Source organism: Methylobacterium sp. Leaf118 (assembly GCF_920984675.1).
Classification (GTDB): domain Bacteria; phylum Pseudomonadota; class Alphaproteobacteria; order Rhizobiales; family Beijerinckiaceae; genus Methylobacterium.
Genome location: NZ_CAKLBV010000052.1, coordinates 18442 through 32396, shown reverse-complemented (window position 1 = coordinate 32396; position 13955 = coordinate 18442). Strand labels below are relative to the sequence as shown.

At 66.5% G+C, this 13955-nt stretch carries 11 protein-coding genes and 1 pseudogene; 4 read left to right on the top strand and 8 right to left on the bottom strand.

The annotated features are described in order from the left end of the window. The first annotated feature begins 179 nt into the window (after nt 1–179). Nucleotides 180–1628 (top strand): annotated as a pseudogene (locus LW587_RS18515) (IS1182 family transposase). A 277-nt stretch (nt 1629–1905) separates the two neighbouring features. On the opposite strand, the gene LW587_RS18510 reads toward LW587_RS18515, so the two are convergent. The 5 genes from LW587_RS18510 to LW587_RS18490 form a co-directional block, all read right to left on the bottom strand. Next, nucleotides 1906–2970 carry an adenylate/guanylate cyclase domain-containing protein gene (locus LW587_RS18510; protein WP_232631066.1) on the bottom strand — a complete coding sequence of 355 codons (1065 nt, stop codon included), beginning with the start codon at nt 2968–2970 and terminating at the stop codon, nt 1906–1908. A 52-nt stretch (nt 2971–3022) separates the two neighbouring features. Further along, nucleotides 3023–3547, bottom strand: coding sequence for a cytochrome P460 family protein (locus tag LW587_RS18505; RefSeq protein WP_232631065.1), 525 nt, complete (start codon nt 3545–3547; stop codon nt 3023–3025). Beyond that, a complete protein-coding gene (locus LW587_RS18500) occupies nt 3537–4589 on the bottom strand; it encodes an alpha/beta fold hydrolase (protein ID WP_442919168.1) in 1053 nt (350 codons plus the stop codon). Before LW587_RS18500 ends, LW587_RS18505 begins: the two co-directional genes overlap by 11 nt. Nucleotides 4590–4776: 187 nt before the next feature. After that, a complete protein-coding gene (locus tag LW587_RS18495) occupies nt 4777–5517 on the bottom strand; it encodes an SDR family oxidoreductase (RefSeq protein ID WP_232631063.1) in 741 nt (246 codons plus the stop codon). Between the two features lie 58 nt (nt 5518–5575). After that, nucleotides 5576–6142 carry a TetR/AcrR family transcriptional regulator gene (locus LW587_RS18490; protein WP_232631062.1) on the bottom strand — a complete coding sequence of 189 codons (567 nt, stop codon included), beginning with the start codon at nt 6140–6142 and terminating at the stop codon, nt 5576–5578. Nucleotides 6143–6299: 157 nt separating this feature from the next. Here LW587_RS18490 and LW587_RS18485 point away from each other — a divergent pair, with 157 nt between their 5' ends. After that, a complete protein-coding gene (locus LW587_RS18485; RefSeq protein WP_232631061.1) occupies nt 6300–7901 on the top strand; it encodes an ABC-F family ATP-binding cassette domain-containing protein in 1602 nt (533 codons plus the stop codon). Between the two features lie 29 nt (nt 7902–7930). On the opposite strand, the gene LW587_RS18480 is transcribed toward LW587_RS18485, so the two are convergent. Further along, entirely contained in the window at nt 7931–9232 is a 1302-nt protein-coding gene (locus tag LW587_RS18480) for a HAMP domain-containing sensor histidine kinase (RefSeq protein WP_232631060.1), read from the bottom strand. Continuing rightward, the gene (locus tag LW587_RS18475) at nt 9229–9972 is read right to left on the bottom strand and encodes a response regulator (protein WP_232631059.1); all 744 of its coding nucleotides are present in this window, start codon (nt 9970–9972) and stop codon (nt 9229–9231) included. The genes LW587_RS18480 and LW587_RS18475 overlap by 4 nt, the downstream gene beginning before the upstream one ends. 236 nt (nt 9973–10208) lie before the next feature. Between LW587_RS18475 and LW587_RS18470 the strand changes: the two genes are divergently transcribed. Beyond that, nucleotides 10209–11939: a cytochrome c biogenesis protein DipZ gene (locus tag LW587_RS18470; RefSeq protein ID WP_232631058.1), complete on the top strand. Its 1731-nt coding sequence runs from the start codon at nt 10209–10211 to the stop codon at nt 11937–11939. A 154-nt stretch (nt 11940–12093) separates the two neighbouring features. Beyond that, entirely contained in the window at nt 12094–12468 is a 375-nt protein-coding gene (locus tag LW587_RS18465) for a VOC family protein (RefSeq protein ID WP_232631057.1), read from the top strand. A 241-nt stretch (nt 12469–12709) separates the two neighbouring features. On the opposite strand, the gene dinB is transcribed toward LW587_RS18465, so the two are convergent. Beyond that, the gene (gene dinB / locus LW587_RS18460; RefSeq protein ID WP_232631056.1) at nt 12710–13777 is read right to left on the bottom strand and encodes a DNA polymerase IV; all 1068 of its coding nucleotides are present in this window, start codon (nt 13775–13777) and stop codon (nt 12710–12712) included. Nucleotides 13778–13955: the final 178 nt, after the last annotated feature.

Sequence of the window (13955 nt, the reverse complement as noted above, 5' to 3'; positions counted from 1 at the left end):
CGGTCCCACACTGGGTCAGATTGCCCATCCACGAACGTCCGCTTTAGGGCGAAGGGTCAGGGTCCGCTCCCCACCCCATCCGGACCTTCGGCGGGCACAGGTCGAATGTCCGCTTGGGGTGCAGGCTGTGTGAAAACGTGCTGATCTGGTAGAGTAATTTCCGATCTGGGGAGGTCGGAATGAAGCGCTTCATCGCAGGCGAGGATCGTCAGCAGATTACGCTCTTTCCCGACTGCCTGGACGACTACATCACCACCGACAATCCGGTTCGCCTCGTCGAAGCGTTCGTCGATGAGCTCGATCTGGGCGCGCTCGGCTTCTCAGGCGCGGTACCGGAGGCCACGGGCCGTCCGGCCTACCATCCGGCGACTCTGCTGAAGATCTACGTGTACGGCTACCTCAACCGCGTTCCGTCGAGCCGCCGCCTCGAACGCGAGAGCCAGCGCAACATCGAATTGATCTGGCTGACCGGCCGGTTGATGCCCGACTTCAAGACGCTGGCCGACTTCCGCAAGGACAACGGCCCTGCCATCCAGGCCGCCTGCGCCCAGTTCGTGGTGCTGTGCCGCCGGCTGAACCTGTTCAGCAAGGCCGTCGTCGCGGTCGACGGCAGCAAGTTCAAGGCGGTCAACAACCGCGACAAGAACTTCACCGCCGCCAAGGTCGAAGCCCGGCTGGCGCAGGTCGAGGCGAGCATCGGCCGTTACCTCGCGGCGCTGGATCGAGCCGACCGTGAGCCGAGCGACATCGCCGAGGCGCGCACGCTGCGGCTCAACGAGAAGATCGCGGGCCTGCGCGAGCAGATGCAGGTCCTCCAGGCGATGGGTCGGCAGATCGAGGCCGCCCCCGACGGCTAGGTCTCGCTGACCGATCCCGACGCGCGCTCCATGGCGACCAGCGGCAAGGGCACCGGCATGGTCGGCTACAACGTCCAGGCCGCGGTCGATGCTGAGCATCACCTGATCGTGGCCCACGCCGTGACCAACGTCGGCAGCGACCGGGCACAGCTCGCGCCGATGGGGCTCCTGGCGCAGGCGGCGACGGGATGCACCACGCTGACGGTGCTGGCCGACCGGGGCTACCTCAGCGGGGAACAGGTGCTGGCCTGCGAAGGCACCGGCGTGCTGCCCTGTGTGTCCAAGACCCTGACCTCGGGCCACGCCAAGCGTGGCCTCTTCACGGGACAGGACTTCGTCTACGACGCCGAACGGGACCACTACACCTGTCCCGCCGGCCAGCACCTGACCAAGGGGGCCACCCGGTCCGATCGCCGGGCCGAGGACGACGCGATGGACCACTACCGCAACCTGACGGCCTGTCTCGACTGCGCGCTCAAGCCCCGCTGTACGCCGACAGAAACGCGGCGGGTCAAACGCTGGGTGCACGAGGGCGTACTCGACGCAATGCAGGCGCGGCTCGACCGGATGCCGGATGCGATGAAGATCCGTCGCCAGACCGTGGAGCACCCGTTCGGCACGCTGAAGGCCTGGATGGGCGCCACCCACTTCCTGACCCGGACCTTGGCGAAGGTCAGGACCGAGATGAGCTTGCAGGTTCTGGCCTACAACATGAAGCGGATGATCCAGATCTTCGGGGTCGGTCCGCTGCTGGCGGCCATCCAGGCCTGAGGCTCGCCAGTTCGATCTGCCACGCTGCTCCCACGCAAACGACCCAAGCCTGACGGATCGGCGTTCTCACACGACCTCGGTCAGAAGTTCGCATGCCAGTTGGTCGGCTGTGCGCCACTTCCGGACCTTGGCTCCTGGCCGAGAAGCGGACTCTGCGCATAGGCCCTGCGAATGGTCGGGCCATTGCCATGGCGGCAGCATCACGTGAGGCGCCTCCCGGCCGAAAGGCCCCCATGAAGATCTTTCGGTTCGAATATTCTGAAATGCGGAGCTTGCGTCAGCTCGTTTCGGTGCCGTGCATCGAGGAGGCCTGCATCGGAGAGCTCGGCCTAGAGCCGTCGTGAACGGCTGCAAGACGGAGTGGCTCATGGCGTCCACGCACGGTACGCGAGCCCAGATCCTCGACGATGATGGTACCCGGCAGCGTGCCGAGCCGATCGAGCAGGTCGCCCGAAACCAGGATGGAGACGCCAAGTTCCTTCGCGACGGATTCAAGACGACTCGTCGTGTTCAGCGTGTCGCCGAAATACGCGATCTTGTGGCGCTCCAGCCCGATCTCGGCTGTCACGACGGAGCCGCAATGCAGCGCGGCGCGGAAGTCCGGGACTTGGCCGAACTCTGTCAGCCATCGCTCGGCGTCGGCAGCGATAACCTCAGCGAAATCGAACACGCAGCGCAGACAGGCCGCATCCCGCGTTCCCTGCTCCATCGTCCAGCTCACCAAAGCCATGTCGCCGACGTAATCGTCGATGGAGCCTCGCGAGCGCTGCACCGGCAAGGCGAGCGCGCCGAAGATCGCGCCGAGGTAGCGCTGGGCCGCCAGGTCCCCGTGCCGCTCGGCAAAGCGCGTCGAGCCCGCGACGTCGAGGAAGAGGAAGATGCGCTCCTCGCTGATCGGCCGATGATAGCGGCCGATCAGCAGGTTCGCGAAGACGCGCGGGCCGATCAGATCGCGTATACGGAAGACGAAGGCGGCCAGAGCGGAGATCGCGAGCGCGTAGGCGAGACCGGCATCCGACATCAACATCGCGACGCGCGGGTTCGGCATGTAGCCGAACGCGTGGTGCAGGATCGTCCCGGCGCCTGCATTACCGACGGCGATCATCGCGATATAGGTGGCGAGCGTCGCCACAACGAAGATCGGGGTCGCGGCACGGCGGACGAGGGTCCGCCAAGCCTGGAACAGGAGGCCGCGCTCGTACAGGAGGACGGGCGCACCGATGAAGGCGCCCCGGATGGCGGAGACCAGAAGCTCGATCTCGAAGATGAGGCCGTAGAGCAGCCCCGCCAGCATGCCTATGGCGGGTGCGACAATCCAGAAGCCGACGCGGGAAGAACGCACGGCATCATGGTATACCAAGCCGCCGGACAGGACACGCCCGGCGGTCGAGGCCTCAGCGGGCATAGCGCGTGAAGACGAAGTCGCGCTCCTTCACACGCGCTTCGTGGCAGGCGAAGCAGGTCTGGTGCTGCGCCTCGTCGACCGGCTCGCCATTGACGAAGCGTCCGAACCCCCACCCACCCGTCTCAGGGTAGCGCATGGCATCCTTGACCATCACCTGCACGGTGGTTGCCCGGCCCGGCACGGTGGCCGGCTCGAACTCGGGCGAGGGGACGTGCTTCCAGGCGAGCTTCACCAGGACAGTACCGTCGGGGAACGGCAGAGTGCCGCGAGCATAGGCCTTCACCGCGATGTCGTTGCCGACGACGGCGCGCAGCTCGTTGAGCGGCTCCGCCTCGAGAGCCGGTGCGATGAGATGCCAGGACCGATAGCCGTCAGGGATCGTGACGCCGAAGATCGGCGAGGCTGGCCGCGGCGTCGGCTGCGCGAGAGCGGCCGCCGCGGCGAGGGCGATACCCGAGAGGACGAGAGCGGCCGGGACCAGCAGGCGCAGGCGCATGCGGAGATCAGAAGCCATCGACGTCGATCACCGCGCGGGCAAAGGCCTGCGGTGCCTCCTGCGGAAGATTGTGCCCGATGCCGCCGGTGATCAGGCGGTGCTCGTAGCGACCCGTGAACTTCTTCGCGTAGGAGGCCGGCTCGGGATGGGGCGCCCCGTTGGCGTCGCCCTCCATCGTGATCGTCGGCACGCCGATCGTCGGGAACGCGGCCAGTTTGCGCTCGGTCTCGTCGAAGCGGGCCTCTCCCGCCGAGAGGTTCAGCCGCCAGCGATAGTTGTGGATCGAGATGGCGACGTGGTCCGGGTTCTCGAAGGCAGGGGCCGAGCGGGCGAAGGTGTCATCGCCGAACTGCCATCTGGGCGAGGCCAGCTCCCAGATCAGCCGGACGAAGTCGCGCGTGTAGCGAGCGTATCCCTCGCGGCCCCGCTCGGTCGTGAAATAGAACTGATACCACCATTGCAATTCGGCCTTCGGCGGTAATGGCATCGCGTTCGCCTGCTGGCTGCCGATCAGGTAGCCGCTGACCGAGACGAGACCCTTGCAACGCTCCGGCCAGAGCGCGGCCAGGATGCAGGCGGTCCGCGCGCCCCAGTCGTAGCCCGCGACGAGCGCCGTCTCGATCTTCAAGGCGTTTAGGAACTCCAGCGCATCGACGGCGAGGGCTGCCTGCTGCCCGTTGCGCGGCGTCGTATCTGAGATAAAGCGGGTGGCACCGTACCCGCGGAGGTAGGGGATCAGCACCCGGTAGCCCGCGGAGGCCAGCGCGGGAGCGACGTCGACGTAGCTGTGAATGTCGTAGGGCCAGCCGTGGAGCAGCAGAACCGGTCGCCCGTTTGAGGGGCCGACCTCGACATAGGCGATGTTCAGATCTCCGGCGGCGACCTGCTTTAAGGGGGCGAAAGACGTCTTCGAGCCACCTGTGGCAGTCGAGAGCGTGTCGGACGGCGCCGTCGCCGATTGTCCGGCAGCCGCGGCTGCGTGCAACGCAGGTCCTGACAGCACGAGTGCTGCGGCCGTCTTCATCCAGTTTCTGCGGGTCCAGCGTTCCTGTTCAGTCATGTCTGATCCTCCATGATGCTGATGACGCGACGATTGGGGATGCGGCATGTCCCGAGTGTGTGGGATGGAGCAGGCCCGCGTGAGGTTCTGTATGGCCGGCGCCGTCTGGATACAGACGCTTACAAGGTCAGCCGTTACCTCATCGGGGCTGCGTGTATCCTTATCCGCTATGCCGATGCTTTGCGGCTCAAAGAGTGAAGCCGCCATCGATCGTGAGGCTCGTACCAGTCATGTATCGAGCCTCGTCCCGCGCGAGGTACGATATGAGCCCAGCAATCTCTGCAGGATCGGCGACGCGCTTCAGCGGACTCTTGTCTGACAAGGCTTCGAGGGCTCCGGCATTGATGTCCGTGTCCGTCGGGCCCGGTTGAAGATTGTTGATGGTGATCCGACGCGGGGCCAGATCGAGTGCCAGCCCCTTCACCATCGCCGCAACCGCCGCCTTCGTGAACTGGTAGACGCTCGATCCCGGGAAGCCGGTCCTGATTGCGACACAACTGCCAATCGTCATGACGCGACCGCCGTCGGCGATGTGCGGCAGGCTCGCCTGGATCGCGAGAAATACACCGCGCACATTGACGTCGATCATCAGATCGAGATCGTCGAGCGACGTTGCCTCGATCGTTCCGAGCCTCATGATGCCGGCATTGACGACGACCACGTCGAGCGTCCCGAGATGCTCGTGGGCCTTGATTGCGGCGGTACGGATCGCCGCCGGGTCGGCACTGTCGGCTCGGATGGCCACCGCCTCGCCGCCACCGGCATCAATCTCCTCGACGAGTCTGTGCGCCGAATCTGTGCTCGCCGCGTAGGTGAACGCCACCGCGTAGCCATCGGCGACCAACCTCGACACGATCGCGGCACCGATGCCGCGCGAGCCGCCGAACACCAGGGCAGACTTGCTTGTCCCCGTCCTCTTCCGAGCCATCGTTCCTGATCCCTTAGTGGAATGATCGTTCAATAATTGACCAAAAAAAGAGCGCGGCTCAACGCAGCGCCCGGAGAGTGGTCCGTCCGAGGGCGTCTAGCTGCGACGGCGCGGCGCCGCCGCGCGCGGCAACACGCATTCCGGCGAACGCCGCGTACAGGAAGTCCACGACCTCGTCCGGTTGCAGGTCAACGGCGACATCACCATCGGATTGAGCCGCACGAACCCGCTCGGTGATCGCTGTCCGCAACACGTGATCAGCCGCGACCTTGATCGTGTTCAGTTCTGATTTGGACTGCCCGAACTCGCAAGTCGAGCCGACGCCGAGACAGGCTTGGTGGGCATCCGCTACGACCCGCTCGACCATCGCGCGGAGCCCGTCGTAAGCTCGCGATGGCTCGCGCAAAGCCGCGATATGGGCTTGTCCCTCGGTCTGACAATAGCGCTCCAAGGCGGCCTGATAGAGACGCCACTTATCCCCGAAGGTGTCATACAGGCTCTGTCGGCCGATCTTCATCGCCTCCACGAGCATCTCGGCCGAGGTGCCCTCGAAGCCGTGTTCGCGGAACACGCCGAGCGCTGCGTCGAGCGCGATTTCCCTATCGAATGACTTCGGCCTTGCCATCAAACACTCCTAGCTTATTCTGGAACGATCAGTCAATAATGGTTGCGCAAGAATCTTGCTGAGGGTATGCACGGGCCACCCGTGGGAGCGCTGACGCCGATGAGACTGTCCCTGACCGCAATGCCGAACCGCCTTGTCGCCAGGGATCTTTCATCGCATGTCAGCACACCTCTCCCTTCAGAACGTCGCGTGGTCCGCACCTGACGGACGCCCTGTTCTCACCGGCATCACGGCCAGCTTCGCGCAGGAATGTATTGGCATCGTCGGCCGCAACGGCGTCGGTAAGAGCACCCTCCTGAGCCTCATGGCAGGACGGCTGCGCCCGACGAGCGGCCGCGTTATCGTCCAGGGTTCGGTCGCGGTGCTGCGCCAGTTCGCGAGCCTCCCGTCCCACGAGACGGTCGCCGATCTCTTCGGCGCGACGGCTGCTCTCACGCTGCTCAGGCGCGCCGAAACCGGCGCGGCCACGGCCGAGGAGCTTGCCGAGGCCGACTGGACGCTGGAGGAGCGGCTTACACAGGCGCTTGCCCGCATGGGCGTGCCGGTGAGCCCCGAAACGCCGCTCAGGCGGCTGTCCGGCGGCCAGCGCGCTCGCGCCGCACTGGCGGCCGCAACCTTCGCGCGGCCGGATTTCCTCCTCCTCGACGAGCCGACCAACGACCTCGATCGCGACGGGCGGCAGGCCGTCCACGCATTGCTGAAGGACTGGCGTGCGGGCACCATCGTGGTCAGCCACGACCGCGCCCTGCTCGACGCCATGGACGCCATCGTGGAACTCTCACCCGCCGGGGCGAGCCGCTATCAGGGGAACTTCGACGCGTACCAGGACGCCAAGGCCGTCAGAATCGCTGCGGCCGAGCACGATCTCGCCGTGGCGGAGAAGCGGACGGCGGACCTTGCACGAAGGACGCAGGAGACACTCGAACGCCAGCAGCAGCGCGACGCGGCCGGACAGCGCCGGGGTGCACGTGGCGACCTTCCTCGCATTCTGGTTGGCGCCCGCAGGGACAATGCTGAGAAGTCGGCTGGTGGCAGCGCACGCGCGGCGGAGCGGCAGTGCACAGAGGCGCGCCAGCAGCTCGAGGAAGCCCGCAGCCGCATCCAGGCCGTGAAGGCGGTCTCGATCGCGGTCCCGTCGAGCGGTCTGCATGCCGCCAAGACCGTTCTTTCCGTCGAGCGAGTGACCTTCGGGCATCGCCCGGGACAGCCCGTTCTGGAGGACGTGTCTCTCACGATCTCCGGACCGGAGCGCGTCGCGATCTCCGGGCGCAACGGAGCTGGGAAATCGACGCTCCTCGACCTCGTCGCGGGCCGCCTCGCGCCCTGGTCAGGGCGCGTGTCCATCGGCGTGCGCGCCGCGCGGCTCGATCAGCGGCTCAGCGTCATCGACTCCGGCCAGACCGTGGTGGAGAACTTCGCCCGCCTCAATCCGGGGGAGAACGCCAACGGATGCCGGGCGGCCCTGGCGCGGTTCCAGTTCAGGTCTGCCGCCGCGGATCGGCCCGTCGCGGCGCTGAGTGGAGGGCAGCAGGTTCGCGCTGCGCTAGCCTGCGTGCTCGGCAATGCCAATCCGCCGCAGCTGCTGATTCTCGACGAGCCGACCAACCACCTCGACCTTGAGGCCGTCGAGGCTGTGGAGACCGGGCTCGCCACCTACGACGGCGCTCTCCTGGTGGTCAGCCACGACGAGGCCTTTCTGCGCGCGCTGCGGATCACCCGGTGGCTCGCCCTCGACGATCTCGCCGACAGGTCCAGCTGATCGGTCGTCCGCCGGGAAAAAGACCGGCGTCAGGACAGGGTGACGGCGGCCTCCAGGCCGCCGCCGGCGCGGTTTCTAAGCGTGAGCCGCCCGCCGATCGCAGAGGTGAGCTGCTCGGCGATCGCGAGGCCGAGGCCCGTACCGCCGGTCTCGCGGCTGCGCGAGGCCTCCAGCCGTACGAAGGGGAGCAGGACGGCGTCGAGCTGATCCGCGGGGATGCCAGGTCCGCGATCCCGGACCGCGATGCTGATCCGGCCGTCAGCGACTCGCAGGGCGAGCTCCGCTCGGCCGGCATATCTGATTGCGTTGTCGATCAGGTTGGTCAGGATCCGCCGCAGGGCTTGCGGGCGTGTCGTGACCGTGACCTCCGGCAGGGCGGAGACCGCGACGTCGCGCCCGGTATCCTGGTAGTCGAAGATGATGCTCTCGACGAAGGCGCGGAGATCGAGGCGCGTCGGCGGCTCGACCGCGCCGTGCACGCTGCGGGCGTAGTCGATTCCTTCTCGGACGAGGGCCTCGATCGCCTCTAGATCTGCGAGGAGCCGGTCCTGCTCGGCACCCTCGGTGCCTGTCTCCACGCGCAGCCGCATCCGGGTGATCGGGGTCTGGAGATCGTGGGAGATCGCCGCGAGGATGCGGACGCGCTCGTCGAGGTGACGGGACACGCGCTCCTGCATGGCGTTGAGGGCCCGGGCGGCGCGCGCGACCTCATCGGGCCCTGTCTCCGCGAAGGGCGTGGCCGGCCGGCCGGGCTCCAGCGTGTCGGCGGTCCGAGCGAAGCGGGTCAGCGGCCGGACAACGAGCCGAACGGCGATCCAGGCGCAGCCGATGAGCACGAGCACCTGCACGGCCAGGGCCACCGGCAGCCACGACGCCACGGGCCGCAACGCCGGCTCGACCGCGATGGTGAGCGCCGCGCCGTCGCCGAGGGCGACGTGGCCCTGGAGCCGCTCCGGCGTCCCCGGCACCGCGTCGAACCGGACAAGGAAACGCGGTTCCAGGGCAGCGCGGATCTCGTCAGCGATCATCGTCAGGCGGGACGAGAGCGCAGCCGAGCCCGGTGAGCCGGGGCCGAGCACGAAGCGATAGGTCGGCCGGTCGAGGAGCGGGAGCCAGTCGGGCCGCTCGGCAGCAGGCAGGCGATCGAGTAGCGCCACCGCGACGGCGACGTCGCGCTGAAGCGTCGTGAGCATGACGGTGCGCGCGGTCTGGTCTCGCTCCACGTTCATGATGGCGAAGGAGAGGAGCTGGGCGGTGAGGAGGCCCGCGAGCAAGATCAGGAAGAGGCGGCTCCGCAGGCTGCTCGGCCAAACCGGACGGGGCGCCTTCATCCCACGCGGGCCTGCGCGATGGTGATGGGCATGGCAAAGACATAGCCCTCGCTGCGCACCGTCTTGATGTAGGCAGGCTCGCGGGCATCGTCCTTGAGCCGCTGCCGCAGGCGGCTGACGAGCAGGTCGATGGACCGGTCGAACAGCTCGGCCTCACGGCCCTGGGTCAGGTTGAGTAGTTGGTCGCGCGACAGGACCCGTTGCGAGTGATCGAGCAGCACGCGCAGCAGCCGGTACTCCGCGCCGCTGAGGGGGACGACCGTTCCCGTCGCATCGATCAGGTGGCGGGTCGTGGTGTCGAGCTGCCACGCTCCGAAGGCGAGAAGCCGCCCCGCCTCGGTCACCTGAAGGTTAGGGGGCAGCATCCGGGTACGGCGGAGCACGGCCTTGATCCGGGCGAGGAGTTCCCGGGCCGCGAAGGGTTTCACGAGATAGTCGTCGGCGCCCATTTCCAGTCCGACGATCCGGTCCGTCTCGTCGCTGCGCGCGGTCAGCATCAGGACTGGAGTAGCCTTGTGCCTGCCCGCGCGCAGCTCCCGGCACAGGACGAGGCCGTCATCGCCCGGCATCATGATGTCGAGCACGACGAGGTCGACCCGGTCGGCATCGAGGAACGCGCGCATCTGCCGCCCGTCCGCCGCGAGCGTCACCCGGAGGCCGTTCTTCCTGAGGTAGGTCGACAGCAGGTCGCGAATTTCCCGGTCGTCGTCGACGATCAGGACATGATCGATGTGATCCACATTCAGCCCTCGGCGTGCGTCCTCCGATAGCGCGATAGTGGCGTGCGGGCGAGCCGATCTTCGTAACGCAGTGTAGCGGCGCGGCGAGGCCGGCGCGCTGAGCTTTAGGGGCATCGTCGCGATCCTCAGCGACCGGCTCCCTACAGGGCGATACAAGAACGGCAGATCTGCACACACAGCGGAGATGGAAGGCTGGTGAAGCGGTGAGTGCCAACAGGGCACCCGAGCGAGCCGCCATGACCTTGTACCTTGCCGCCTTCTGTGCCGGTGCGTTGACCATCGTCAGTCCCTGCATCCTCCCCGTGCTTCCGTTCGTTCTCGCTCGGGCCGATCGGCCCTTCGTGTCGAGCACGCTGCCATTTCTGACCGGTTTGGTCGCGGCCTTCGCGGCCGCTGCGTCTCTCGCGGCCGTCGGCGGCGGCTGGGTCGTGCGTCTGAGCGCGGCCGCCCACGTCGCCGCGCTCGCCCTGCTCGGCGTCTTCGCGGTTGCCCTGATATCGCGCCGCGTCGCGGGGACGATCACCGCGCCCCTGGTGCGGCTTGGACAGTTTCTCACCCACCGCGTCGAAAGGCGTAGCTCCACCGGCGTCGTGAGTTCTCTGTGCCTTGGCGCGGCCACCGGCCTGCTCTGGACGCCCTGCGCCGGACCCATCCTGGGCCTTGTGCTCACCGGGGCGGTCCTGAGCGGCCCGGGTCCCGAGACCACGGGTCTCCTCGTCGCCTACGCAGCAGGCGCCGCGGCGTCCCTGGCCGCGGCCGTCGCAGCCGGCGGGTCGCTCTACGCACGCCTACGCGGCGGCCTCGCGCTCTCGGAGCAGGTGCGCCGGATCGGTGGGGCTGCGATGTTCGCCGCGGTCGCCGCAGTCGCCCTTGGGCTCGACGCGGACCTTCTCACGCCGCTGTCCTCGCGGCACGCCACGCGGCTCGAGGCCGCTCTCGTGGCGGCGCTACACCTCGATCCCGTCCCGGCCGCGCTGGCGACCGGCCCCTATCATAGTAGCCTACCGGTCGAAGGGCACTTGCCGAGCCTCGACGGTGCCTCGCACTGGCTCAATGGTGGACCGCCGACCAACGAGCAGATCCGAGGCAAGGTTCTGCTCGTCCATGTCTGGACCTATTCCTGCATCAACTGCATCCGGACCCTGCCCTACATACGAGCCTGGGAGGCGCGCTACCGCGACCAGGGGCTGACGGTAATTGGCGTTCACGCGCCTGAATTTGCCTTCGAGCGCGACATCGACAACGTGCGGAGTGCCGTGCGTCGCTTCGCGCTGCCGTACCCTGTCGCCGTCGACAACGATTTCCGGATCTGGCGCGCATTGCGCAACACCTACTGGCCCGCCCTCTACATCGTCGACGCAGATGGGCGGATCCGCCACCATCAGTTCGGCGAAGGCGGCGAGAAGCAGTCAGAGGCCGCCATCCAGGACCTCCTAGCCGAGGCGGCAAGACAGCGTACGGCTGAGTCGAGCGTCACTGTTCCGCGATTTAACGGTGCGGAGCTACCTGCCGATCTGGGACAAATTCGCTCAAGCGAGACCTATCTCGGCTCGGACAAGACTGCGGGCTTTGTCTCGCCCGAGGGACTCTCTCGCAATCCCCAGAGCTACTCGCCTGCCAAGCCGAAGCTGAACGAATGGTCGCTTCTGGGCAACTGGTCGTTCAAGCCGGACGCCGTCCATCTCGATCGTGAAGGCGGCGGGATCACCTACCGATTTCGTGCACGCGACCTTCATTTGATCCTCGGTCCAGGAGAGAACAAACGATCAGTTCGCTTCCGAGTGACACTCGCTGGACAGCCACCGGGGGCAGATCACGGAACCGACATTACACCAAACGGTGATGGAATCGTAACAGAGACGCGGCTCTACCAGCTGATTCGACAGTCCGGGCCTGTTGCGGAGCGAATCTTCGAGATATATTTCCAAGATCCGGATGTAAAAGCCTATGCATTCACTTTTGGATGATTGCTCGATCGTCCAATTCTCGCCCAAGATCAAGTGCAATGACAATTATAAAAATTTTCAGGTAGGTGTGGACGTCGATCAGTATAGCGTAATTAGTCGCTCTTTGGCGTTATCAGGGTCAGCTGCCCTCATGAGCCCCAACTGGAGAGGAAGCATGTTCACTCACGTCATGATCGGCAGCAACGACCTTGAGCGGTCCAGAAACTTCTACGACGCCACCTTCGCCGCGTTGGGAGGCAAGCCCGGCGGGATGGATGCTAGAGGCAGGTTGATCTACGCTCACGACGGTGGTCGGCTGATGATCACGAAGCCGATCGACGGCAATCCGGCGACCGCCGCCAACGGCGGGACGATCGGCATCGTCGCGGCGGACCGCGACCAGGTTCTCGCCTGGCACCAGGCCGGCACCACCCATGGCGGCACCGCGATCGAGGGCACACCCGGTGAGCGCCCGAACGGGTCATTCGCCGCCTATTTGCGTGATCCCGACGGGAATAAGCTCACCGCACGGTGTCCGGCGACGAAGTAGCGGTGTCCGCAATGGTCACTCTGCAAATCATCCGTCCGCTCTCAAGGCTGAACTGCCGGCGAGTGGACGGTCCACTTATGGCTGTTAGTCGTTCGTGCCGTTCATCAGACTGCCTGGGAGCGGACGTCGCCAGGGCCTCCTTTGGGTCAGGAGTTCGCCCCTGCCTTGTTCCTGAAGTCAGGTCCGCGACGGACCATACAAGCCCCGTCTCGCCGCTGGCGCGTTGAACGTCCGACCTCCGTCACAAGGAAAGATCGAGCTGCCGTGCATCGTCATCAGCGGACGGCGCCTGCAGCGACGAGAGCGCCGCACCGATCAGCCGCACGCTCCGGCGCAAGGGAAACGCCTCTCGCAGCAGGCTAAGGCTGACCCCCTCCAGCGTCGCGCGGTCGGCCAGCGCGACCGGCAGCGAGCGCGCCCGGGTGATCTGGGCAAAGTCCGAGAACTTCAGCTTCAGCGTCACGGTGCGGGCTACCACTGCCTTCGCGGTCGCCACCGCCCACACCTTGTCAATGCATGGCTGCAAACGTTCGGCCAGCACCGCATACTCGCTCGTGTCCTGCGAGAACGTTGTTTCCGCGCCGATCGATTTGCGCTCGCGGTGTGCCCGCACCAGCCGCTCGTCGATGCCCCGCGCCACTGAGTGATAGTAGTCACCCGCGCTGCCGAAGGCCGCTCGCAGTTCGTCGAGCGAGCGCGCCTTCAGGTCGGCACCGGTCTGGATGCCCAGGCGACGCATTTTCGCTTCGGTCGCCGGTCCGACGCCGCGAAACTGGCCGATGGGCAGGGCCTCGACGAAGCCCGGCCCCATCGCCGGTGTGATGACGAACAGCGCGTCCGGCTTCCTGTGGTCGGAGGCAACCTTGGCCAGGAACTTGTTGTAGGATACGCCCGCTGAGGCAACGAGACCGGTTCGGGCAAGGATCGTGGCGCGGATGTCCTTCGCCACCTCGGTCGCGGTCGGCAGGCCCTTCAGGTTTTCGGTAACGTCAAGGTACGCCTCGTCGAGCGCCACTGGCTCGATGAGAGGCGTGTGCTCCTCGAACACGGCACGAATCTCGGCCGAGACGGCCTTGTAGGCGTCGAAGCGCGGGCGCACGAACACGAGGTCGGGACAGAGCCGGCGCGCGGTGGCCGACGGCATGGCCGAGCGCACGCCGAAGCGCCTTGCCTCGTAGCTCGCCGCCATCACAACACCGCGCTCGCGCGAGCCACCGACCGCGAGCGGCTGATCCCGCAAGCTCGGGTCATCACGCTGCTCGACGGAGGCGTAGAACGCGTCCATGTCGATGTGGATGATCTTGCGCATCGGCGTCGAGTTGAAACCACATCCCTTGCTGGCGACCAACGCGCTGCGCCACCTGCCTCTGAGTTTAGCGTTTGTTCCTGCCCTGGCAGGCACGGTCAAGGGACGGTAGGCCGGCATTCCCCGCATCGATCGCGATGCCCGAGCTTGTCACCGTCAGCCGAAGATGCGCCAGGAGACC

Coding starts and splice junctions, on each gene's coding strand:
- LW587_RS18505 (WP_232631065.1), bottom strand. CDS start 3,547: ATGGCTTCTGATCTCCGCATGCGCCTGCGCCTGCTGGTCCCGGCCGCT.
- LW587_RS18500 (WP_442919168.1), bottom strand. CDS start 4,589: ATGACTGAACAGGAACGCTGGACCCGCAGAAACTGGATGAAGACGGCC.
- LW587_RS18495 (WP_232631063.1), bottom strand. CDS start 5,517: ATGGCTCGGAAGAGGACGGGGACAAGCAAGTCTGCCCTGGTGTTCGGC.
- LW587_RS18490 (WP_232631062.1), bottom strand. CDS start 6,142: ATGGCAAGGCCGAAGTCATTCGATAGGGAAATCGCGCTCGACGCAGCG.
- LW587_RS18485 (WP_232631061.1), top strand. CDS start 6,300: ATGTCAGCACACCTCTCCCTTCAGAACGTCGCGTGGTCCGCACCTGAC.
- LW587_RS18480 (WP_232631060.1), bottom strand. CDS start 9,232: ATGAAGGCGCCCCGTCCGGTTTGGCCGAGCAGCCTGCGGAGCCGCCTC.
- LW587_RS18470 (WP_232631058.1), top strand. CDS start 10,209: ATGACCTTGTACCTTGCCGCCTTCTGTGCCGGTGCGTTGACCATCGTC.
- LW587_RS18465 (WP_232631057.1), top strand. CDS start 12,094: ATGTTCACTCACGTCATGATCGGCAGCAACGACCTTGAGCGGTCCAGA.
- dinB (WP_232631056.1), bottom strand. CDS start 13,777: ATGCGCAAGATCATCCACATCGACATGGACGCGTTCTACGCCTCCGTC.